This is a genomic window from Devosia sp., assembly GCF_036406155.1.
GTDB lineage: Bacteria > Pseudomonadota > Alphaproteobacteria > Rhizobiales > Devosiaceae > Devosia_A.
The window spans coordinates 1-22,995 of the sequence record NZ_DASWVV010000028.1 but is presented as its reverse complement, the minus strand read 5'-3'; the positions used below and the strand labels follow the sequence as shown (position 1 = coordinate 22,995).

The 22,995-nt window shown below is 66.1% G+C and carries 21 protein-coding genes, 2 tRNA genes and 1 pseudogene; all 24 read left to right on the top strand.

Features of this window, described 5'->3' with window-relative positions; translation table 11 throughout:
• Window positions 1-2 precede the first annotated feature (2 nt).
• Window positions 3-377, top strand: coding sequence for a hypothetical protein (locus VGD93_RS01760; RefSeq protein WP_395008584.1), 375 nt, complete (start codon window positions 3-5; stop codon window positions 375-377).
• A 104-nt stretch (window positions 378-481) separates the two neighbouring features.
• Window positions 482-772 (top strand): hypothetical protein, encoded by a 291-nt coding sequence (locus VGD93_RS01755; protein WP_395008582.1) that lies wholly within the window; start codon window positions 482-484, stop codon window positions 770-772.
• A 194-nt stretch (window positions 773-966) separates the two neighbouring features.
• The gene (locus VGD93_RS01750) at window positions 967-1,590 is read left to right on the top strand and encodes an ATP-dependent Clp protease proteolytic subunit (RefSeq protein ID WP_395008580.1); all 624 of its coding nucleotides are present in this window, start codon (window positions 967-969) and stop codon (window positions 1,588-1,590) included.
• A gap of 175 nt (window positions 1,591-1,765) precedes the next feature.
• Window positions 1,766-3,043, top strand: coding sequence for an ATP-dependent Clp protease ATP-binding subunit ClpX (gene clpX, locus VGD93_RS01745; RefSeq protein WP_395008578.1), 1,278 nt, complete (start codon window positions 1,766-1,768; stop codon window positions 3,041-3,043).
• A 105-nt stretch (window positions 3,044-3,148) separates the two neighbouring features.
• Window positions 3,149-3,994, top strand: coding sequence for a patatin-like phospholipase family protein (locus tag VGD93_RS01740; protein WP_395008576.1), 846 nt, complete (start codon window positions 3,149-3,151; stop codon window positions 3,992-3,994).
• Window positions 3,991-4,959, top strand: a complete 969-nt coding sequence (locus VGD93_RS01735) for a small ribosomal subunit Rsm22 family protein (RefSeq protein ID WP_395008574.1) — start codon at window positions 3,991-3,993, stop codon at window positions 4,957-4,959. The genes VGD93_RS01740 and VGD93_RS01735 overlap by 4 nt, the downstream gene beginning before the upstream one ends.
• 227 nt (window positions 4,960-5,186) lie before the next feature.
• Window positions 5,187-7,619 (top strand): annotated as a pseudogene (gene lon, locus VGD93_RS01730) (endopeptidase La).
• Between the two features lie 186 nt (window positions 7,620-7,805).
• Window positions 7,806-8,078: an HU family DNA-binding protein gene (locus VGD93_RS01725; protein ID WP_395008572.1), complete on the top strand. Its 273-nt coding sequence runs from the start codon at window positions 7,806-7,808 to the stop codon at window positions 8,076-8,078.
• A 132-nt stretch (window positions 8,079-8,210) separates the two neighbouring features.
• A tRNA-Val gene (locus tag VGD93_RS01720) sits at window positions 8,211-8,286 on the top strand.
• Window positions 8,287-8,424: 138 nt separating this feature from the next.
• Window positions 8,425-8,501, top strand: a tRNA-Asp gene (locus tag VGD93_RS01715).
• 187 nt (window positions 8,502-8,688) lie between these two features.
• Window positions 8,689-9,237: an outer membrane protein gene (locus VGD93_RS01710; protein WP_395008570.1), complete on the top strand. Its 549-nt coding sequence runs from the start codon at window positions 8,689-8,691 to the stop codon at window positions 9,235-9,237.
• A gap of 276 nt (window positions 9,238-9,513) precedes the next feature.
• On the top strand, window positions 9,514-9,879 hold the full coding sequence (locus VGD93_RS01705; protein WP_395008568.1) for an NADH-quinone oxidoreductase subunit A: 366 nt from the start codon (window positions 9,514-9,516) through the stop codon (window positions 9,877-9,879).
• Window positions 9,870-10,451 (top strand): NuoB/complex I 20 kDa subunit family protein, encoded by a 582-nt coding sequence (locus VGD93_RS01700; RefSeq protein ID WP_395008566.1) that lies wholly within the window; start codon window positions 9,870-9,872, stop codon window positions 10,449-10,451. Before VGD93_RS01705 ends, VGD93_RS01700 begins: the two co-directional genes overlap by 10 nt.
• A gap of 5 nt (window positions 10,452-10,456) precedes the next feature.
• A complete protein-coding gene (locus tag VGD93_RS01695; protein ID WP_395008564.1) occupies window positions 10,457-11,080 on the top strand; it encodes an NADH-quinone oxidoreductase subunit C in 624 nt (207 codons plus the stop codon).
• Between the two features lie 140 nt (window positions 11,081-11,220).
• The gene (locus tag VGD93_RS01690; protein WP_395008562.1) at window positions 11,221-12,411 is read left to right on the top strand and encodes an NADH-quinone oxidoreductase subunit D; all 1,191 of its coding nucleotides are present in this window, start codon (window positions 11,221-11,223) and stop codon (window positions 12,409-12,411) included.
• The gene (gene nuoE / locus VGD93_RS01685; RefSeq protein ID WP_395008560.1) at window positions 12,411-13,610 is read left to right on the top strand and encodes an NADH-quinone oxidoreductase subunit NuoE; all 1,200 of its coding nucleotides are present in this window, start codon (window positions 12,411-12,413) and stop codon (window positions 13,608-13,610) included. The genes VGD93_RS01690 and nuoE overlap by 1 nt, the downstream gene beginning before the upstream one ends.
• Window positions 13,610-14,917, top strand: coding sequence for an NADH-quinone oxidoreductase subunit NuoF (gene nuoF / locus VGD93_RS01680; RefSeq protein WP_395008558.1), 1,308 nt, complete (start codon window positions 13,610-13,612; stop codon window positions 14,915-14,917). Before nuoE ends, nuoF begins: the two co-directional genes overlap by 1 nt.
• Before the next feature lie 3 nt (window positions 14,918-14,920).
• Window positions 14,921-17,035, top strand: coding sequence for an NADH-quinone oxidoreductase subunit NuoG (gene nuoG, locus VGD93_RS01675; RefSeq protein WP_395008556.1), 2,115 nt, complete (start codon window positions 14,921-14,923; stop codon window positions 17,033-17,035).
• Window positions 17,036-17,044: 9 nt separating this feature from the next.
• Complete coding sequence (gene nuoH, locus VGD93_RS01670) at window positions 17,045-18,142, top strand: NADH-quinone oxidoreductase subunit NuoH (protein ID WP_395008554.1); 1,098 nt, start codon at window positions 17,045-17,047, stop codon at window positions 18,140-18,142.
• Window positions 18,142-18,630 (top strand): NADH-quinone oxidoreductase subunit NuoI, encoded by a 489-nt coding sequence (gene nuoI / locus VGD93_RS01665; protein ID WP_395008552.1) that lies wholly within the window; start codon window positions 18,142-18,144, stop codon window positions 18,628-18,630. The genes nuoH and nuoI overlap by 1 nt, the downstream gene beginning before the upstream one ends.
• Window positions 18,631-18,639: 9 nt before the next feature.
• Window positions 18,640-19,248 carry an NADH-quinone oxidoreductase subunit J gene (locus VGD93_RS01660; RefSeq protein WP_395008550.1) on the top strand — a complete coding sequence of 203 codons (609 nt, stop codon included), beginning with the start codon at window positions 18,640-18,642 and terminating at the stop codon, window positions 19,246-19,248.
• A gap of 2 nt (window positions 19,249-19,250) precedes the next feature.
• On the top strand, window positions 19,251-19,571 hold the full coding sequence (gene nuoK / locus VGD93_RS01655; RefSeq protein ID WP_395008548.1) for an NADH-quinone oxidoreductase subunit NuoK: 321 nt from the start codon (window positions 19,251-19,253) through the stop codon (window positions 19,569-19,571).
• 4 nt (window positions 19,572-19,575) lie between these two features.
• On the top strand, window positions 19,576-21,597 hold the full coding sequence (gene nuoL, locus VGD93_RS01650; protein WP_395008546.1) for an NADH-quinone oxidoreductase subunit L: 2,022 nt from the start codon (window positions 19,576-19,578) through the stop codon (window positions 21,595-21,597).
• Window positions 21,594-22,995: NADH-quinone oxidoreductase subunit M (locus VGD93_RS01645; RefSeq protein WP_395008544.1), on the top strand; the 1,402-nt coding region annotated here is incomplete at its 3' end. The genes nuoL and VGD93_RS01645, both read left to right, overlap by 4 nt.

Here is a 22,995-nt window from a genome sequence, read left to right as displayed (position 1 = left end):
ACATGCGCACGATGCTCGCACTTGCCACGCTGCTGGCGGCCACGCCGGCGGTCGCCGACGACGGCTGCATCGCGGACTATGAGAGCGTGGCCATCCGGCCGATTGCGGCAAGCGACCAGGCCTCTACGCTGAGCGCGCAGTCGCTCAAGTCCTACGAATGGGGCGACGGGCGCGACCTGCAGGTGGGCGAGCACGTCTATCAGAGGTTCGCCCTTCCCAGGGTGTTGTTCCCGGCAGAAATGAGCCTGTACGGCCACATGGACACGGTCCCGTTCGTGCGCGAAATCGGCACGACAGACGAGCCCCCGTACATGCTCTACGTCATGACGGATGCCCTCGAGTGCGAGTTCCAGCCCTACGCCCTAAAAGGCATGTAGCGCGGAAAGGTCGCAAGACTTCCGCAGCGCCGGAACCGCCACCCGCCGGCGGGGAGCGCGGGGTGTGGAATTATGCTTGCCCGGCGGGAAAACTCCGCTAGTGAATGGCCCTTCGACGACAGCCGGAGCGTAACACCGTGAGCGACCTCACCCTGACCGAAGCCGTGAACAACATCTACGCCTCGCTGCGGGCCGACAATGCCGACCTCGACACCCATATCGCGGCCCTCAAGGCAGCCATGGCGAGGGAAGGGGTGAAGGAGGCCGTCTTCGAGCCGGCACGCCTCGCGCAGAACAACCGGCAGGGGCGCAAGCTCATGCAGTCGTACTTTCGCAAGCGCGGGGTGGCGGTCAGTTTCGCTTCCTCGTCGGGGCCGGACGAAGGGGCGATTTGACCGCCCGGTCAAAAGCTCGTACATGCGGCGCCCGACCGGCCGTTGACCGGCTGCGCCCGGCAGGACGGGCCGCGCCGGCGCCGTCTTATTGAAGGACGCCCCGCGCGCGCCTATGTCTCGCTTTACCGGCCATTAAGGCCACACCAGATGCAATCGGCCATTCGTGCTGATTCGTTTCCAACAGGGGCAACCGGATGAGAGATCCGATCGATACCTACAACATGCTCGTGCCGATGGTGGTCGAACAGACCAATCGCGGCGAGCGCGCCTTCGACATCTATTCGCGGTTGCTCAAGGAGCGGATCATCTTCGTGACGGGCGTCGTCGAGGACAACATGGCGTCGCTGATCGTGGCGCAGCTGCTGTTCCTCGAGTCCGAGAACCCCAAGAAGGAAATCAGCATGTACATCAACTCCCCCGGGGGAGTGGTGACAGCGGGGCTGGGCATTTACGACACCATGCAGTTCATCCGCCCGCCGGTGGCGACGCTGTGCGTGGGGCAGGCGGCCTCCATGGGCTCGCTGCTGCTCGCCGCGGGCGAGGCCGGCATGCGCGGGGCGCTGCCCAACGCCCGGGTGATGGTCCACCAGCCCTCCGGCGGGTTCCAGGGCCAGGTCACCGACATCCTGATCCACGCCAAGGAAGTGGAGGGGCTCAAGCGCCGTTTGAACCTCATCTACGAGCGGCACACCGGGCGCTCCTACGAGGAGATCGAAGAGGCACTGGAGCGCGACCGCTTCCTGTCGCCGGAGGAAGCCAAGAGCTTCGGGCTGATCGACAGCGTCTTCGAAAAGCGCGCCATCCCCGAGGCCTCCTAAGAAATTCCGGCGTTAAGGTGAATCGGCGAAATCGACACGGGAGTGTGACCCTAGTGTAATTGCGCGGCCTCGGATCGGCCATTAAGGTCGGTTCCCATAACAACTTGTTTAAGTCTCGTGCGTTAGCCTGTCAGCGAGCGCACGGTTTGGGAGCAATGCTCCCGGGAGTGACGGGATGTCCAAGGACACTACCAGCGGCGAATCCTCCAAGAACACGCTCTACTGCTCGTTCTGCGGGAAGTCTCAGCACGAAGTCAGAAAGCTGATCGCCGGGCCGACCGTATTCATCTGCGATGAATGCGTCGAACTCTGCATGGACATCATCCGCGAAGAGAACAAGACGTCGATGGTCAAATCCAGCGACGGCGTGCCCACGCCGGCGGAGATCTGCCGGGTTCTCGACGACTACGTGATCGGCCAGGCGCGGGCCAAGCGCGTGCTCTCGGTCGCCGTGCACAACCACTACAAGCGGCTGCACCACGCCACCAAGAACCAGGACGTGGAACTGAGCAAGTCCAATATCCTGCTGGTCGGCCCGACGGGCTGCGGCAAGACGCTGCTCGCGCAGACGCTGGCGCGCATCCTCGACGTGCCGTTCACGATGGCGGATGCCACGACGCTCACCGAGGCGGGCTATGTCGGCGAGGATGTCGAGAACATCATCCTCAAGCTCCTGCAGGCGGCCGACTACAACGTCGAGAAGGCGCAGCGCGGCATCGTCTATATCGACGAGGTCGACAAGATTTCCCGCAAGTCCGACAATCCGTCGATAACCCGCGACGTGTCGGGCGAGGGCGTCCAGCAGGCGCTCCTGAAGATCATGGAAGGCACCGTCGCGTCGGTGCCGCCGCAGGGGGGGCGCAAGCACCCGCAGCAGGAATTCCTGCAGGTGGACACGACCAATATCCTGTTCATCTGCGGCGGCGCCTTTGCCGGGCTCGAGAAGATCATCGCGGCCCGCGGCGAGGGCTCCGGCATCGGCTTCGCCGCCGTGGTCAAGGACCCGCGCGACCGCCGCGTCGGCGACATCCTCAAGGACGTCGCTCCCGAGGACCTGGTGAAGTTCGGCCTCATCCCCGAGTTCATCGGCCGCCTGCCGGTGATCGCGACGCTCGAGGACCTCGACGAGGCGGCGCTGATCGAGATCCTGACGCAACCCAAGAACGCCCTGGTGCGGCAGTACCAGCGCCTGTTCCAGATGGAAGAGGTGGAACTGACCTTCCACGAGGACGCCCTCAAGGCCATCGCCCGGCACGCCATCGAGCGCAAGACGGGCGCGCGCGGCCTGCGCTCGATCATGGAATCGATCCTGCTCGACACCATGTACGACCTGCCTTCGCTCGATGGGGTGGAGGAAGTGGTGATCAGCGAGGAAGTGGTGAACGGCAAGGACGCCCGGCCGCTCTACATCTATGCCGAGCGCGCCAAGGACGAGGTGCCGACCCGGGCCTGACCGCCCGGACCGTAGATTGCAGGCCCGCCCGGTCCGCCGGGCGGGCCTTTGCTTTGCCGATGGCCGATGCTCATATGGCGGTCGCGGCAGCAGGAGGGCACGGCTTTGGCACCGAGGATAGGCGTGGCGCTGGGCAGCGGCGGCGCCCGCGGACTGGCGCATATCTCCTATATCGAGGCGCTCGACGAAATGGGGCTGAGGCCGGCGGTTATTGCCGGGACGTCGATCGGGGCGCTGTTCGGCGCCGGCTGGGCGAGCGGCATGACGGGGGCCGAGCTGCGCGAGCACGCGTTGCGGGTGCTGACCAGTTTCCAGGAAACCGCCGGGCGGCTGTGGATGAGCAGCCGGCCGACGATCAAGGGCGTGATGGAGAACGGCATTTCCATCCAGGTCGACGCCGGCAACCTGACCGAGGCGTTCCTGCCGGAGGGATTCCCCGATGACTTCGCGGCCCTCGGCATCCCGCTCAAGGTGGTGGCGACGGATTTCTATGCGTGGCAGAGCGTGGTGTTCTGCGAGGGCAGGCTGCGCCAGGCCATCGCCGCGTCGCTCGCGATACCGGGTCTGCTGCGTCCGGTGCGAATGGAGCAGCAGCTGTTCATCGACGGTGGGGCGAGCAATCCGCTGCCGGTCGACCTGGTGCGGGCCGAGTGCGACATCGCGATCGGCATCGACGTCAACGGGCAGCCGGACCCGACCCCGGAAGCGCCCGAGCCGAGCCCGTTCGACGTCGGCTTCGTGGCCACTCAGATCATGACGGCCGCCATCGTCCGCGGCGCGCTGGCGTTGCATGCCCCCGACATCTATGTGCACGCCCCGGTCAGGGGCATCCGCACGCTCGAGTTCTGGCGCGTGCGCGAACTGCTGGAGCAGACCGACCAGGCCAAGGACGAATTCAAGCGCAGCGTCGAGGCAAGCCTGGCGGACGCCACCAGCGGCAGGGCGCCGTGAGCGAGTTGCCGGCCGAACTGCGGACGGCCCTCGGCACGTTGCTGGAGGGGCGGGGACGCGGCGAACTGGCACAGCGCGCCCGGCACATCTCGCAGCAATACCGCGCCAACACGCCGTCGGCGCGGGCGGTCGCGGGGAGCTCCGACGCCGTCGCCTATGCGCTGAGCCGCATGCCGGCGACCTTCGCAGCCACCGTCGCGGTGCTGAGCGAACTGGCGGCGCGGGCGCCGGGCTTCCGGGCCGGTACGCTGCTCGATGCCGGGTCCGGGCCGGGGACGGCGGCGTGGGCGGCATCGGAGGTCTTTGCGGATCTCGGGGCGGTCACTCTGCTCGACGGCAACCCCGCCTTCCTCGAACTCGCCGGGGTGCTTGGCGACGGCCACGCCGTGCTGGGGCGAGCGGAGCGCCGCGCCGGCGACATCACGAAGTTCGGCCTGGCCGGCCGCCGCTTCGATTTGGTGACCTGTGCCTATGCGCTGACCGAACTGGGCGACGCCGAGCTTGACGCCGCGACGGACCGGCTGTGGGCCCATTGCGGCGGGGCGCTCGCCATCATCGAGCCCGGGCGCCCCCGCGACTACCGGCGGCTGATGCTGGTGCGCGAGCGGCTGTTCGCTGCCGGGGCGCGAATCGTCGCGCCGTGCCCGCACCAGCGGCCGTGCCCGCTGGCGACGCCGGACTGGTGCCACTTCAGCGTCAGGCTGCCGCGCAGCCGCGAGCACATGCGCATGAAGGGTGCGACCCTGCCCTATGAAGACGAGAAGTTCAGCTATCTCGTCGTCGCCCGCGACACGGTGGCGGCCACGCCGGCGCACGGACGCATCATCGGGCCGCCGGAGGCGAGCAAGTTCGCGGTGACGCTGCCCACCTGCGGCCTCGAGGGAGTCGGCAAGGTGCTGATTTCGAAGCGCGATCCCGAGGCGTTCCGGCGTGCCCGGAGGCTGGACTGGGGCGACCCGCTTTAGGCGCGCCCGGCGCACTTGAGCAGGATCAAGACGCCGGCACCGGCCCGGCTCTTTATGGGCATAGACGTTCAATTCTCGCCGGGTCGCCTTGTGGTTTGTCGGGACGATCCTATTTAATCAGCAGAATCAGGCGGGCTGCCCAAGGCGGGGCCAGCCTGGTTGCTACAAGGGTGCGCGCCCCCAGTCCCTCCCACGCGTTCCAGCGCACCCCAGGAAAGGACCAAACTATGTCGGACGTCATCCCAGGCGCCGCTGAATTCGATCGGGACCGGGTCTACCCGGTCCTGCCGTTGCGCGACATCGTCGTCTTCCCAGGCATGATCGTGCCGCTGTTCGTCGGGCGCGAGAAGTCCGTCAAGGCGCTCGAAGAAGTCATGCGCGACGACAAGCACATCCTCGTCGTCACCCAGAAGAATGCCCAGGACGACGACCCGTCGCCCGACCAGATCTATGCGACCGGCACGATCGCCTCGGTGCTGCAGCTGCTGAAGCTCCCGGACGGCACCGTGAAGGTGCTGGTCGAGGGGCTGAGCCGCGCCTCCATCGAGCGCTACCTGCAGACGGTCGACTATTTCGAGGCGGAGGCCAGCGTCATGGCCGAACCCGCCAGCGACCCGGTCGAGGTCGAGGCGCTGGCCCGCTCGGCGCAGGCCGAGTTCGAGAATTACGTCAAGCTCAACAAGAAGATTTCCGCCGAGGTGGTGGCCGCCGTCGGGCAGATCGAGAACTACTCGAAGCTTGCCGACACCATCGCCAGCCACCTGGTGATCAAGATCGCCGAGAAGGAGGACCTGCTCGCGACGGTGTCGGTGACCGAGCGGCTGCAGAAGATCCTCGCCCTCATGGAGGGTGAGATCGGCGTGCTGCAGGTGGAAAAGCGCATCCGCTCGCGCGTCAAGCGCCAGATGGAGAAGACGCAGCGCGAGTACTACCTGAACGAGTAGATGAAGGCGATCCAGCGCGAGCTGGGCGACGGCGAGGAAGGTGCCAACGAGCTCACCGAGCTCGAGGAGCGCATCGCCAAGACCAAGCTCAGCAAGGAAGCGCGGACCAAGGCCGACGGCGAGCTCAAGAAGCTCAAGCAGATGAGCCCGATGTCCGCCGAGGCGACCGTCGTGCGCAACTACCTCGACTGGCTGCTGTCGCTGCCCTGGGGCAAGAAGAGCAAGGTCAAGCGCGACCTCAACTTCGCCCAGGAAGTGCTCGACGCCGATCACTACGGGCTGGAGAAGGTCAAGGAGCGCATCCTCGAGTACCTGGCCGTGCAGTCGCGCACGGGCAAGCTCAAGGGCCCGATCCTGTGCCTCGTCGGCCCACCGGGCGTCGGCAAGACGTCGCTGGGCAAGTCGATCGCCAAGGCGACCGGCCGCGAGTTCATCCGCATGTCGCTGGGTGGAGTGCGCGACGAGGCCGAGATTCGCGGGCACCGCCGCACCTATATCGGCTCCATGCCGGGCAAGGTCGTGCAGTCGCTGCGCAAGGCCGGCAAGTCCAACCCGCTCTTCCTGCTCGACGAGATCGACAAGATGGGCATGGACTTCCGCGGGGATCCGTCGTCGGCGCTGCTCGAGGTGCTCGATCCGGAGCAGAACAACACGTTCAACGACCACTACCTAGAGGTCGACTACGACCTCAGCGACGTGATGTTCGTCACCACCTCGAACACGCTCAACATCCCGGCCCCGCTGATGGACCGGATGGAGATCATCCGCCTCTCCGGCTACACCGAGGAGGAGAAGTTCGAGATCGCCCGGCGGCACCTGATCCCCGAGACGCTCAAGGAGAACGGGCTCGAGGCGAAGGAGTTCGTGCTCGGCGACGAGGAACTGAAGCTCATCATCCAGCGCTACACGCGCGAAGCCGGGGTGCGCAATCTCAAGCGCGAGATCTCCAAGCTGATGCGCAAGGCGGTGCGGGACATCCTCACCTCCAAGAAGAAGCAGATCAAGATCACCCCGGCCCTGGTCGAGGACTATCTCGGGCCGCCGATCTACCGGCACTCCGAGATCGATGCCGAGCCGCAGGTCGGCGTCGTCACCGGCCTCGCCTGGACGCCGGTGGGCGGGGAACTGCTCACCATCGAAGGCGTGATGACGCACGGCAAGGGGCGCATGACGGTCACCGGCAACCTCAAGGAGGTGATGAAGGAGTCGATCACCGCGGCCAACGGCTATGTCCGCTCGCGGGCCGTCGATTTCGGCATCAAGCCGCCACTGTTCGATACCCGCGACGTGCACGTGCACGTGCCCGAGGGAGCGACGCCCAAGGACGGCCCGTCCGCCGGCATCGCCATGGCGACCGCCATCGTCTCGCTGATGACGGGAATCCCGGTCAAGAACGACGTGGCAATGACCGGCGAGGTGACGCTGCGCGGGCGCGTGCTGCCCATCGGCGGCCTCAAGGAGAAGCTGCTGGCGGCGCTGCGCGGCGGCATCAAGACCGTCCTCATTCCCGAGGAGAATACCCGCGATCTCAAGGAAATCCCCGAGATCGTCACCAAGGGGATGGAGATCGTGCCGGTGAGCCGCATGGACGAGGTGCTGAAGCACGCCTTGGTCCGGCAGCCGGAGCCCATCGAGTGGAACTACGACGACGCCCCGGCGCCCGCGGCAGCCGTCGACCCCGTCGAGGAGGAAGCGGCAGCCGGGTTGCCGCACTAGGTCCCGATCGCCGGGCGGCGGTGCCGCCCGGCGGATCGGCCGGTAAAATTACCGGTTCGTTAACAGAAATGCAGCTTGCCCCGGGTGAAAATGCCCGGATTTCCTTGCGTTCCAGCCAGAATCGTCAAAGGGTGGCCGCGTTTCGGTTCGCCAGCGAGGGCGGGCATTCCACAATGAGGAAACGCGATGAACAAGAACGATCTGATCGGCGTGGTTGCCGAAGGCGCCAACCTGACCAAGGCGCAGGCGGGAGACGCCGTTGATGCCGTATTCGAAGCGATCACCGGCTCGCTGAAGAAGGGGGACGAGGTGCGCCTCGTCGGTTTCGGCACTTTCTCGGTGTCGAAGCGCAAGGCGAGCGTCGGCCGCAATCCGGCGACGGGTGCCGAGATCAAGATCGCGGCCTCCAACCAGGCCAAGTTCAAGCCCGGCAAGGGCCTGAAGGACGCGATCAACTAAGCGTTCGAGCAGTTCTGCAGGACATGGCCCCGTGCGCTCGCCGGGGCCATATGCTTTTGGGGTGGTTGACGGACCGGTGCCGAAACCCTAGTTAGGGCCACGCCACCGGCGGCCCCTCGCCGCCGCTGCCCCGGGCGGTTAGCTCAGTTGGTAGAGCATCTCGTTTACACCGAGAGGGTCGGCGGTTCGAGCCCGTCACCGCCCACCAGCCGGCCCGGAAAACGGGCACCGGAGCGGCAGTTTCCACGGTTCCGAACATCCAGGGCAGGGGACGAGCAATCCTCGCTTGACTTGTCGCGACCTGCCCTCTAAACGGACGCCAGTTTGCACGGCCGAGCCGCTGCGAGCGGGAGTAGCTCAGTTGGTTAGAGCGCCGGCCTGTCACGCCGGAGGTCGCGGGTTCGAGCCCCGTCTCTCGCGCCACTTTTTCCTTTGATCACTGTGGATGACGCGCCCCGCCACTGCCTTGGCGGACGGTGCCATGCTTCGGCCTTCACAGCGGCTCATTGCACACCTATCTGATGCTCAGGATCACCGCGCAGTCGAGCCCTGCCGGGTCGGGGGAACCGGGGCGAACGCGGCTGCGTTGCAGACGAGGTCGGAGGCCGCGATGGGCCCGTTCAGGACAATGATGGTCACGGCAGTGCTCTTGGTCGCGCCGCTCTCGGGTGCCGCCGCCGCCGACGCCTTCGCCGTGCCCGTGACGTCCTCCCCTGTCGGCATCCCCGTCGCCGACGCGACGGCGTTCGACTGGACCGGCTTCTACGCCGGCATCTTCGGCGTCGGGCAGACCGCCGAGGGGACGGGCCTGCAGCTCGGGGCAGGGCTCGACCTCGGCGTGAACGCCCAATTCGAATTCCTGCTGGTCGGCGCCGAGGTGGCCCTGCAGGGGCTCACCGGTGACGTCTTCGATACCGCCTACGGCCAGATCCTCGGCAAGGCCGGCGTCGTCATCACCGACGACGTGCTGCTCTATGCCGCGGCGGGCTACGGCATCGACCTGGGGGCTGCGGCGGCAAACGATGTGTTGCTGGGCGGCGGCGTCGAATACGCCGTGAACGAGGACTTCACGGTGCGTGCGCAGTACCTGCACGGCTTCGCCGTTACCGGTGGCGAACCCACCGAACAGATCACGCTGGGCACCAACTTCCACTTCTGACGAATGCCGTCCGCCGGCAGCGATTCTCACCGTCTCGCAGACGCGCCCGCGCGGCGTTCCCAGACCGCTGCGACATATGGGCCCGGAGCGCCTGCGGGCGCCGCTCGCAGCAGGTTTTGTAGAAGTGGAGGAAAGTACTCAGCTTTAGTTTCCCTTGAAACGGCAAGGGGGGTAGGCTAAGGGCTAGCCGCAACGCAAAAGCGCCGTCCAGCTCGCCCATAATTGCCTGCTGAACCGCGCGCCGGTCGCCGGACCGGGCTAAGAACAGGCTGCCGCATGACTGACTTGCTCAGCACCTACTTGCCGATCGTCATCTTCATCGGCTTGTGCGCCGTCATAGGCCTGGCGCTGATCGCCGCCCCCTTCCTCGTCGCCATCAAGCGCCCGGATCCTGAAAAGGTGTCGGCCTTCGAAGCCGGCTTCGAGGCCTTCGACGACGCGCGCATGAAATTCGACGTGCGCTTTTATCTCGTCTCCATCCTGTTCATCATCTTCGACCTCGAAGTGGCCTGGCTGTTTCCGTGGACGGTGGCGTTCCATGACGTCGGCTGGTTCGGTTTCTGGTCCGTACTGATCTTCCTCGGCGTGCTGACGATCGGCTTCATCTACGAGTGGCGCAAGGGAGCCTTGGAATGGGATTGAGTGGGCAGGGCGGTCCGCTGGTGGCCCCCGCACCGAAGGGGCTGGTCGACGCGCGTACTGGCAAGCCCGTCGGCGCCGACGATTCGTTCATGACCGGGGTCAATGACGAACTCGCCGACAAGGGTTTCCTGGTAACGACGCTGGCGCAACTGATCACCTGGGCGCGCACCGGCTCGCTGATGTGGATGCAGACCGGTCTCGCCTGCTGCGCCGTCGAAATGATGCAGATGTCGATGCCGCGATACGACATCGAGCGCTTCGGCACGGCGCCGCGGGCGTCGCCGCGCCAGTCCGACGTGCTGATCGTCGCCGGAACGCTGACCAACAAGATGGCGCCGGCCCTGCGCAAGGTCTACGACCAGATGCCGGAGCCGCGCTACGTCATCTCCATGGGCAGTTGCGCCAATGGCGGCGGCTACTACCACTATTCCTATTCGGTGGTGCGCGGCTGCGACCGCGTGCTGCCGGTCGACATCTACGTGCCCGGCTGCCCGCCCACGGCAGAGGCGCTGCTGTACGGCATCATGCTGCTGCAGAAGAAGATCCGGCGCGACGGCACCATCGAAAGGTAGGCACCATGGCTACGGATGAGCCCGTCGCTGCCGATCCGCTGGCGACGCTCGGCGCGCACATTGCCGGCTCGCTCGGCGCGGCCGTCGTTTCACAGACGGTGGCGCACGGCGAACTGACGCTGGTCGTGGAGCGCGACGCCATCGTCGAGGTCGCGACCTTCCTGCGGGACGACCCCGCCTGCCGCTTCGCGTGCATCGTCGATGTGTGCGGCGTCGACTATCCGGAACGCGAGCGGCGCTTCGACGTGGTCTATCACCTGCTGAGCCCGCACAAGAACCAGCGCATCCGCATCAAGCTCGAGGCCGACGACGTGGTGCCGGTCCCCAGCATCGCCCCGGTGTTTCCGGGCGCCGACTGGTTCGAGCGCGAGACCTACGATCTCTATGGCGTGCTGTTTTCCGGTCACCCGGACCTGCGCCGCATCCTCACCGACTACGGCTTCGACGGCCACCCGATGCGCAAGGATTTCCCGACCACGGGCTATGTCGAGGTCCGCTACGACGAGGAGCGCAAGCGCGTCGTCTACGAGCCGGTCAAGCTGCCGCAGGAATTCCGCCAGTTCGATTACCTCTCGCCCTGGGAGGGCACGGACTACGTGCTGCCGGGGGACGAGAAGCGGTCGTCGTAGTGGTGAATGGTAAGTGGTGAGTTGTGAGGGGGCTGGGAATGTTCCGGATCGTCGATCCGCAGCCTGCAGGACAAGCAATGAAGCCGTCTGTCGCTGTTCGTTTTTGCCTACTCACTTTCGCTGCAGGGCGGGGCTGACCAATGTCTGAAGTGGACGTCCGCAATTTCACCATCAACTTTGGTCCGGTGCACCCGTCGGCGCACGGCGTGCTGCGGCTGATCCTCGAGCTGGATGGCGAGATCGTCGAACGCGTCGATCCGCATATCGGGCTGCTGCACCGTGGCACCGAAAAGCTGATCGAGACCAAGACCTACCTGCAGGCGGTGCCGTATTTCGACCGGCTCGACTACGTCGCGCCGATGAACCAGGAGCACGCCTTCGCCCTTGCCGCCGAGCGCCTTCTCGGCATCGAGGTGCCGTTCCGCGGGCAGCTTATCCGGGTGCTCTATTGCGAGATCGGCAGGCTGCTCTCGCACCTGCTCAACGTGACCACCCAGGCAATGGACGTCGGCGCGCTCACTCCGCCGCTGTGGGGCTTCGAGGAGCGCGAGAAGCTGATGGGCTTCTACGAGCGGGCTTCCGGCGCGCGCATGCACGCGGCCTATTTCCGGCCCGGCGGGGTGCACCAGGACCTGCCGCAGGACCTGGTCGACGACATCGAGGCCTTCTGCGACCCGTTCCTCAAGGTCTGCGACGACATCGAGGGCCTGCTCACGGGCAACCGCATCTACATGCAGCGCAACGTCGACATCGGCGTGGTTACGCTCGAGGACGCGTGGGCGTGGGGCTTTTCGGGCGTGATGGTGCGCGGCTCAGGCGCCGCCTGGGACCTGCGCAAGGCGCAACCCTACGAATGCTACGACCGCCTGGAGTTCGACATCCCGGTCGGCAAGAACGGCGACTGCTACGATCGCTATCTCGTCCGCATGGAGGAGATGCGCCAGTCCATCCGCATCATGCGCCAATGCATTGCGCTGCTGAACTCGCCGGAAGGCAAGGGCCCCGTGTCGTCGTCCGACGGCAAGGTGGTGCCGCCGAAGCGGGGCGAGATGAAGCGCTCGATGGAGGCCATGATCCATCACTTCAAGCTCTATACCGAGGGCTACAAGGTGCCCGAGGGCGAGGTCTATGCCGCGGTCGAAGCCCCCAAGGGCGAGTTCGGCGTCTACCTCGTGTCGGATGGCACCAACAAGCCGTATCGCTGCAAGATCCGGGCGCCGGGGTTCGCCCATCTCAGCGCCATGGACACCCTGTGCCGCGGGCACATGCTGGCGGACGTCTCGGCCATACTGGGTTCGCTCGATATCGTGTTTGGTGAGGTTGATCGCTGATGTCCGTTCGCCGTCTTGCAGATGAAGCGATCCAGCCGCCCTCGTTCGCTTTCACCCCCGAAAACCAGGCCTGGGCCAAGGCCAAGATCGCCGAGTATCCGGCCGGCCGCCAGCAATCGGCGGTGCTGCCGCTGCTGATGCGCGTCCAGGATCAGGAAGGCTGGCTCAGCCGCAAGGCGATCGAGTACGTCGCCGACATGATCCACATGCCCTATATCCGGGCGCTCGAGGTCGTGACCTTCTACACGCAGTTCCAGCTGCAGCCGGTGGGCACCCGCGCCCATATCCAGGTGTGCGGCACGACGCCGTGCATGCTGCGCGGGGCCGAAGGCCTGCGGGCGGTGTGCGAGCGCCGCATCCACCCCGAGCCGCACCACACCAATGAAGACGGCACGCTGAGCTGGGAAGAGGTGGAATGCCTCGGGGCCTGCGTCAACGCCCCGTTGGTCGCGATCGGCCATGACACCTACGAGGACCTCTCGGCCGAGCGCCTCGAGGAGATCATCGACGCCTTCGCCGCCGGCAAGGGCGGCTCGATCAAGCCGGGCCCGCAGATCGACCGGCAGTTCGCCGCTGCCGAAGGCGGCGCGACGACGCTGCTCGAGCCACCCACGGCGGAGCGCACGCGGATGGAGTTCCCGCCGCCGGCTCCGGCCGCCGCCGCACCGGCGGCAGCCCCGGCAGCATCGCCAGCCCCGACCACGGCCGGCCGCAAGCGCGACGTTTCGGAGGAAGCCGCCCCCGCCATCAAGGAGCCCAAGCGCGCCGCCAAGGTGTCGATGGAAAAGGCGGAGGCGGAGCGCCTCGCGGCGGGCGTCGCCGCCAAGGCCGACGGCACGCCGAACCGTGCCATGCGGGAGGACGCCACCGGCGCGGAGTCGCCCGCCGGCAAGCTCGCCGGCGGCGCCGCGGTCGGCAAGCCGGCCCGGGCCCGGCTGTTCGAGGCACCCAGCGGGCGCCGCGACGACCTCAAGCTGATCGCCGGCGTCGGGCCGGTGCTGGAACAGGCCCTCAACGAGATCGGCATCACCACCTGGTCGCAGCTGTCCGGGCTGACGCCGGAGCAGATCGCGGCGCTCGAAGGTGAACTCGGTTTCCCCGGGCGCGTGGGCCGCGACAACTGGCTCGAGCAGGCCGCGGTGCTGGCCCGCGGCGGCATCGAGGAATACCGCAAGGTCTTCGGGAAGGATCCGCGCTGATGCTCGCTGACAAGGATCGCATCTTCACCAATCTGTACGGCCAGGGCGACTGGGGGCTCGAAGGCGCGCGTGCACGCGGCGCCTGGCACGGGACCAAGGAGTTCATCGAGGCCGGGCGGGACTGGATCACCAACGAGGTCAAGGGCTCGGGCCTGCGCGGACGCGGCGGGGCAGGGTTCCCGACGGCGCTCAAGTGGACCTTCATGCCCAAGGTCAATGACGGTCGGCCGCACTATCTCGTCGTCAACGCCGACGAATCCGAACCCGGAACGTGCAAGGATCGCGAGATCCTCCGGCACGACCCGCACCACCTGGTCGAGGGTGCGCTGCTCGCCGGGCGCGCCATGGACGCGCATACCGCCATCATCTACATCCGCGGCGAGTTCATCCGCGAGCGCCAGCGGCTGGAGGCCGCCGTGCAGCAGGCGTATGACGCCAGGCTGATCGGCAAGAACAACATCCACGGCTGGGACTTCGACATCATCGTCCACCACGGCGCCGGGGCCTATATCTGCGGCGAGGAGACGGCACTGCTCGAAAGCCTCGAGGGCAAGAAGGGCCAGCCGCGGCTCAAGCCGCCGTTCCCCGCCGCCATGGGCGTGTGGGGCTGCCCGACCACCGTCAACAACGTCGAATCGATCGCCGTCGTGCCGGAAATCCTGCGCCGCGGCGGCGCCTGGTTCGCGGGCATCGGCCGGGCCAACAATACCGGCACCAAGCTGATGTGCGTCTCCGGCCACGTCAACAAGCCCGCGACCTTCGAGGAGGCGATGGGCGTGACCTTCGAGGAGATGATCGAGAAGCATTGCGGCGGCATCCGCGGCGGCTGGGACAACCTGCTGGCGGTGATTCCGGGCGGGGGCTCGGTGCCGTGCGTCCCGGCGGAGAAGATCCGCCACGCCATCATGGATTTCGACGGCCTGAGGGACGCCGGCTCGTCGCTCGGCACCGCGGCAGTGATCGTGATGGACAAGTCTACTGACATCATCAAGGCGATCTGGCGGCTCTCGGTCTTCTACAAGCACGAGAGCTGCGGCCAGTGCACGCCGTGCCGCGAAGGCACCGGCTGGATGATGCGGGTGATGGCCCGCATGGTCGAAGGCCGCGCCCAGAAGCGCGAGATCGATATGCTGTTCGAAGTGAGCAAGCAGGTCGAAGGCCACACCATCTGCGCTCTCGGCGACGCCGCGGCGTGGCCGGTCCAGGGCCTGATCCGCAACTTCCGCCACGTAATCGAAGAGCGGATCGACGCCTATACCTACAACTCGACCTCCGAGGGCGCCGTGCCCTCGATGGCGGCGGAGTAAGAGATGGCAAGCATCAAGGTTGACGGCCAGCTCATCGAGGTCCCCGACCACTTCACGCTGATGCAGGCGGCGGAAGCGGCCGGCGCCGAAATCCCGCGCTTCTGCTACCACGAGCGGCTTTCCGTGGCCGGCAACTGCCGCATGTGCCTCGTCGAGGTGAAGGGCGGCCCGCCGAAGCCGCAAGCGAGCTGCGCCATGGGCGTGAAGGACCTGCGTCCGGGCCCGAACGGCGAGCCACCGGAGTTCTTCACCAACACGCCGATGGTCAAGAAGGCGCGCGAAGGGGTGATGGAGTTCCTGCTCATCAACCACCCGCTGGATTGCCCGATCTGCGACCAGGGCGGCGAGTGCGACCTGCAGGACCAGGCGATGGCCTATGGCGTCGATTCGAGCCGCTTCGTCGAGAACAAGCGCGCCGTCGAAGACAAGTACATGGGGCCGCTGGTCAAGACGTCGATGAACCGGTGCATCCAGTGCACCCGCTGCATCCGCTTCACCACCGAGGTGGCGGGCGTCTCGGAGATGGGCGCCATCGGCCGCGGCGAGGACATGGAGATCGTCACCTACCTCGAAAAGGCGCTGTCGAGCGAACTGCAGGCCAACGTCATCGATCTGTGCCCGGTCGGGGCGCTGACCTCGAAGCCGTATGCGTTCGCGGCGCGCCCGTGGGAACTGACCAAGACGGAGTCCATCGACGTCATGGACGCGGTCGGCTCCAACATCCGCGTCGACAGCCGCGGCCGCGAGGTGATGCGCATTCAGCCCCGCGTCCACGACGCGGTCAACGAGGAGTGGATCTCGGACAAGACCCGCTACATCTGGGACGGGCTCAAGAGCCAGCGGCTCGACCGGCCGTATGTGCGCCGCGGCGGCAAACTGCAGCCGGCGACGTGGCAGGAGGCGTTCGCCGCCATTGCCAAGGCGATCAAGGCCTCGGGGGGCGGCAAGAAGGTCGGCGCCATCGCCGGCGACCTCGCCTCCGTCGAGGACATGTATGCGCTCAAGGCGCTGATGACCTCGCTCGGCTCGGGCATGACCGACTGCCGCCCGCCCATGAGCGGGATCGACCCGGGCATGCCGCGCGCCGCCTACATTCTCAACCCGACCATCGCCGGGATCGAGCAGGCAGACGCCATTCTCATCGTCGGCTCCAACCCGCGCCGGGAAGCGGCGGTGCTCAACACCCGCATCCTCAAGAACTGGCGCACGAAGAGTTCTCCGATCGCGGTCATCGGCGACAAGGCAGACCTCACCTATCCCTACGAGTATCTCGGCGACGGCTTCGACGCGCTGCTTGAAGTGGCGGCGGGCAGGGGATTCGGCGAGAAGCTCAAGGCGGCCTCGCGGCCGCTGGTCCTCGTCGGCGAGGGCGCGGTGTCGCACGGGGCCGCGCACAGCAAGCAGATCGGGCGTGACGTCATTGCGCTGGCGGCGCACATCGCGACCATGAGCGACAACCTGGCCGACGGCTGGAACGGCTTCGGCCTGCTGCACAATGCGGCGGGTCGTGTCGGCGGGCTGGATATCGGCTTCGTGCCCCATGCCGGGGGCGTATGCTCGGCCGACCAGATCGGCCTTGCGGGCAAGGGCGAGCTCGACGTGCTGTTCCTGCTCGGCGCCGACGAATACGACATGTCGGCGATGGGCAAGGCCTTCGTCGTCTATGTGGGCACCCACGGCGATGCCGGCGCCCACCGCGCCGACGTGATCCTGCCCGCAGCCACGTATACCGAAAAGAGCGGCACCTACGTCAACACCGAGGGCCGAGTGCAGATGGCCGAACGCGCCGTGTTCCCGCCGGGCGACGCCAAGGAGGACTGGGCCATCTTCAGGGCGCTGTCGGCCGTGCTCGGCGAGGCTCTGCCGTTCAACTCCCTGCGCGAACTGCGCCGCTCGCTCTACGCCGAATACCCGCACATGGCGCGCCTCGACCAGATCGCGGCCGGCACCGTCGCCGACATCAGGGGGCTGGCAAAGGAGTCGGTGAAGACCGGCTCCGCCCGCTTCACTTCGCCGGTCACCGACTTCTATATGACCAACCCGATCGCCCGCGCCTCGGCGGTGATGGGCGAATGCGCCGCGCAGGCGGCGGGGCTGCAGCAGCTGGCGGCAGAGTAGGAACGCGACATGGACTTCATTGCCGCAGCGGCCAACTATCTTTTGGGCATCCCCATCCTGGGGTGGGGCAGCGACGTCGGATTCGTCTGGAAGGCACTGCTCTTCCTCGTCTCGCTGCTGATCCTCACCGCCTATATCCTGCTGGCCGACCGCAAGATCTGGGCAGCGGTGCAGTTGCGCCGGGGCCCGAACGTGGTCGGCGCCTTCGGCCTGCTGCAGAGCTTCGCCGACCTGCTCAAGTTCGTGTTCAAGGAGCCGATCATCCCCGCCGGGGCCGACAAGATCGTGTTCATGCTGGCGCCGCTGGTGACGTCCATCCTGGCGCTCTCGGCCTATGCCGTGATCCCCATCGACTACGGTTGGGCGCTCGCCGACATCAATGTCGGCATCCTCTATATCCTCGCCATCTCGTCGCTGGGCGTCTACGGCATCATCATGGGCGGCTGGTCGTCCAACTCGAAATACCCCTTCCTGGGCTCGCTGCGGTCGGCGGCGCAGATGATCAGCTACGAGGTCTCGATCGGCTTCGTCATCGTCACCGTGCTGCTGTGCGTCGGCTCGCTCAACCTGACCGACATCGTGGTGGCACAGCAGGAGATGGGGCTCGCGCACGTGCTGGGCGTGCCGCAATTGAGCTTCCTCAACTGGTTCTGGCTGCCGCTGTTCCCGATGTTCATCGTCTTCTTCATCTCGGCGCTTGCCGAGACGAACCGGCCGCCCTTCGACCTGCCGGAAGCCGAAAGCGAGCTCGTGGCCGGCTACATGGTGGAATATTCCTCGACGCAGTATCTGCTGTTCATGCTCGGCGAGTACATCGCCATCATCCTGATGTGCTCGATGACCACCATCCTCTTCCTCGGCGGCTGGGCGGCTCCCATCGACCTGCCGCCCTTCACCTGGATCCCGGGAGCCGTGTGGTTCGTGCTCAAGCTGTCGGCGGTCTTCTTCTTCTTCGCCCTCGCCAAGGCCATCGTGCCCCGCTACCGCTATGACCAGCTCATGCGGATCGGCTGGAAGGTGTTCCTGCCCATCTCGCTGGCAATGGTTGTCGTGGTGGCGTTCGTGCTGCAGCTGACCGGCTGGGGCTGGCATGGAGGGACGGTCTGATGCGCCTCGGCCAGGTTGTAAATTCGCTGCTCATGCGGGAGTTCGTCAGCGCCGTGGGACTGACCATGCGCTACTTCTTCACGCCGAAAAAGACGATCAACTACCCCTTCGAGAAAGAGGCCTACAGCCCGCGCTTCCGCGGCGAGCACGCGCTGCGCCGCTATCCCAACGGGGAAGAGCGCTGCATCGCCTGCAAGCTGTGCGAGGCGATCTGCCCGGCCCAGGCCATCACCATCGAGGCCGGACCGCGCCAGAACGACGGCACGCGCCGGACGGTGCGCTACGACATCGACATGGTGAAGTGCATCTATTGCGGGTTCTGCCAGGAGGCCTGCCCGGTCGACGCCATCGTCGAGGGGCCGAACTTCGAGTTCGCCACCGAAACCCGCGAGGAGCTCTACTTCGACAAGGAAAAGCTGCTTGAAAACGGCGACCGTTGGGAGCGCGAGATCGCGCGCAACATGGTCGCCGACGCGCCGTACCGCTAAGGGGTCGAGATGACGCTGCCGCTGTTCTTCTTCTACGTCTTCTCGATCATCGCCGTGGCCTCGGCCATGATGGTGATCGCCTCGCGCAACCCGGTGCACTCGGTGCTGCTGCTGATCCTCACCTTCGTCAACGCCGCCGGGCTGTTCATGCTCGCCGGCGCCGAGTTCCTGGCCCTGATGCTGATCGTCGTCTATGTCGGGGCGGTTGCGGTGCTGTTCCTGTTCGTCGTGATGATGCTGGACGTCGACTTCGCCCGGTTGCGGCAGGGCATGCTGCAATATGCGCCGATCGGGGTGCTGGTCGGGCTCGTCATGCTCGTCGAACTGCTGCTGGTGGCTGGCAGCTTCGTGCTGTCGCCGGACGTCGCGGGCACCGCGGCGCTGCCGATCGACCAGGCCGTCGACAATACGCGCGCGCTCGGCCAGGTCCTGTACACGCGCTACGTCTTCCTGTTCCAGGCGGCCGGTGCCGTGCTGCTGGTGGCGATGATCGGGGCCATCGTGCTGACCCTGCACCACCGCCCCGGGGTCAAGCGCCAGGACGTGCTGAAGCAGACGGGGCGCCGGCGCCACGAGGGTGTCGAATTGGTCAAGGTCAAACCAGGGCAGGGGCTGTAACCATGCTGGAGGCAACGGGCATCGGTCTGGGTCATTTCCTCACGGTCGGGGCCCTGCTGTTCACCATCGGGGTGTTCGGCATCTTTCTCAACCGCAAGAACATCATCATCATCCTGATGTCGATCGAACTCATCCTGCTGGCGGTCAACATCAACTTCGTGGCGTTCTCGGCGCAACTGGGAGATCTCGCGGGGCAAGTGTTTGCCCTGCTGATCCTGACGGTGGCGGCGGCGGAGGCGGCCATCGGGCTGGCCATCCTCGTGACCTTCTTCCGCAACCGCGGCTCCATCGCGGTTGAAGACGTCAACATGATGAAGGGCTGACGCCGTGATCCAAGCCATTGTCTTCCTCCCGCTGATCGGGGCGCTGATCGCGGGTCTGCTCGGCCGGGTGATCGGACACAGGGTGTCGGAGTACATCACGACCGGCCTGCTGATCGTCGCCGCGGTGCTGAGCTGGGTGGTCTTCGTCGGCTACTGGTTCCCCCCCGAGGCCGCCGCGGGCGCCGCGGGTCACGCCGAGGCCACCAAGGTCGAGATCATGCGCTGGATCCAGTCCGGCGACCTCGACATGCGCTGGATCCTGCGCGTCGACACGCTGACGGCGGTGATGCTGGTGGTGGTCACCACGGTGTCGAGCCTGGTGCACGTCTATTCCATCGGCTACATGGCCGACGATCCGCATCGCGCGCGCTTCTTCAGCTACCTGTCGCTGTTCACCTTCGCCATGCTGATGCTGGTGACGGCCGACAATTTCCTGCAGATGTTCTTCGGCTGGGAGGGGGTGGGGCTGGCGTCCTACCTGCTCATCGGTTTCTGGTACACGCGGCCGTCGGCCAACGCCGCAGCGATCAAGGCCTTCGTCGTCAACCGCGTCGGCGACTTCGGCTTCGCCCTCGGCATTTTCGGCGCCTACCTGGTGCTCGGGCACCTGGATTTCGACGGGGCCTTCCATGCCGTCGCCGACCATGCCGACGACACCATGCGCTTCCTGAGCTGGGACCTGCACGCCCTGACGGTGGTGACCCTGCTGCTGTTCATGGGTGCGATGGGCAAGTCGGCGCAGTTCCTGCTGCACACCTGGCTGCCGGACGCGATGGAGGGCCCGACCCCGGTCTCCGCCCTCATCCACGCCGCGACCATGGTCACCGCCGGCGTGTTCATGGTGGCGCGGCTGTCGCCGCTGTTCGAGGCTTCGGGCTTCTCGATGACGGTCGTCCTGATGATCGGGGCCATCACCGCGTTCTTCGCAGCGACGGTGGGCCTCGTGCAGAACGACCTCAAGCGCGTGATCGCCTATTCGACCTGCTCGCAGCTCGGCTACATGTTCGTGGCGCTGGGGGCAGGGGTCTACTCGGCGGGCATCTTCCACCTGTTCACCCACGCCTTCTTCAAGGCACTGCTGTTCCTGGGCGCCGGCTCGGTCATCCACGCGATGCACCACGAGCAGGACATGCGCAACATGGGCGGCCTGGCGAGGAAGATCCCCGCCACCTACTGGCTGATGATCATCGGCACGCTCGCCCTGACGGGCGTCGGCATTCCCGGAACGCCGCTCGGCTTTGCCGGCTTCTTCTCCAAGGATTCGATCATCGAGTCGGCCTACGCGGTGGGCGGCGACGCCGGCAACCTCGCCTTCTGGCTGCTGGTCATCGCGGCGCTGTTCACGAGCTTCTATTCCTGGCGGCTGATCCACCTGACCTTCCACGGCGAGCCGCGCTGGGGGCACGGCCATGCGGACGCCGGGCATGGCGGGGCGCATGGGCACGAGCCCTTCGAGCCGCACGAGAGCCCGAACGTCATGCTGGTGCCGCTCTTCATCCTGGCCGCGGGATCGGTACTCGCCGGCGTGGTGTTCTACGACCAGTTCTTCGGCCACGCCGAACACGTCGAGCACTTCTTCCAGGGGTCGCTGGTGGTGAGTGCCGAGATGCTCGAGGCGGCGCACGCCGTGCCGCTGTGGGTCAAGTGGTCGGCCACGATTGCCATGGTGCTCGGCTTCGCCGCGGCCTGGCAGATGTACATCCGCGACCCGGCCATGCCGAAGCGGCTGGCGGCCGCCAATCCGGGCCTCTACCAATTCCTGGTGCACAAGTGGTACTTCGACGAGCTCTACGATTTCATCTTCGTGCGGCCGGCGAAGTGGATCGGGCGGGCGCTGTGGCGCGGCTTCGATGACTGGCTGGTCGACCAGACGCTCACCGAGGGGCTGGGCGAACGCGTCAAGGACGTCACCGCGCGCATGGTCCGGCTGCAGTCGGGCTACCTCTATCACTATGCCTTCGCCATGCTTATCGGGATTGCGGCGCTGCTCACCTGGGCCATTGCTGCTGGGGGACTTCTGGGATGAATCTGAGCGCCAACATCCTGACCGTCATCACCTTCCTGCCGGCGGTCGGCGCCCTCTTGGTGCTGCTCGTCCCGGGCCGGGACGAGGCATCCAACAACCTCGTGCGCTGGATCTCGCTGATCGTCACGACGGTCACCTTCGCGCTCAGCCTGTGGCTGTGGGCAAGGTTCGACCCGGCCAACCCGGGCTTCCAGTTCGAGGAAAACGTGCCGTGGATCGGCAATTCGATCGGCTACCGTATGGGCGTCGACGGCATCTCGATCCTGTTCATTCCGCTCACGGCGCTGCTGATGCCGCTGGTGGTGCTGCAGGCCTGGGGCTCGGTCACCGTGCGCGTGCGCGAGTACATGATCGTCTTCCTCGTACTCGAGACGATGATGATCGGGGTGTTCGCCACGCTCGACCTCGCGCTGTTCTACGTCTTCTTCGAGGGCACCCTGATCCCGATGTTCCTGATCATCGGCATCTGGGGCGGCAAGCGGCGCATCCAGGCGACCTACAAGTTCTTCCTCTACAGCTTCACCGGCACCGTGCTCATGCTGCTCGCCATTATGGCGATGTTCTGGCAGGCCGGCACGCTCGACATCGCCAAGCTGCTCACCTTCCGCTTCGCACCGGACCTGCAGATCTGGCTGTGGCTCGCCTTCTTCGCTTCCTTCGCCGTGAAGCTGCCGATGTGGCCTTTCCACCGCTGGCTGCCGGAAGCGCACGTCGAGGCGCCGACGGGCGGTTCGGTGCTGCTGGCGGCCGTCTTGCTGAAGCTCGGCGGCTACGGCTTCATCCGTTTCTCGCTGGCGATGTTCCCCGATGCCTCGGCGATGTTCGCCAACTTCGTCTTCGTCCTGTCGGTCGCCGCGATCATCATCACCTCGCTGGTGGCGCTGGTGCAGACCGACATGAAGAAGCTCATCGCCTATTCGTCGGTGGCGCACATGGGCTTCGTGACCATGGGCATCTTCACCGGCTCGGTCATGGGCGTGCAGGGCGCGCTGTTCCAGATGCTATCGCACGGCCTCATCTCGGCGGCGCTGTTCCTGTGCATCGGCGTGCTCTATGACCGCATGCACACGCGCGAGATCGACGCCTATGGCGGGCTGGTGGAACGCATGCCGCGCTACGCCCTGGTGTTCATGATCTTCACCATGGCCAATGTCGGCCTGCCGGGCACCTCGGGCTTCGTAGGTGAATTCCTCACGCTGCTCGGCACCTTCAAGGTGAGCATCCCGACCGCGACGGTGGCATCGCTGGGCGTCATCCTGTCGGCGGCTTATGCGCTGTGGCTCTATCGCAAGGTGGTGTTCGGCGTGCTCGACAAGCCGGCCTTGCAGGGCATCAAGGATCTGACGCTGCGGGAAGGGATCATTCTGGCGCCACTCGTGGTCCTCACCATTCTCTTTG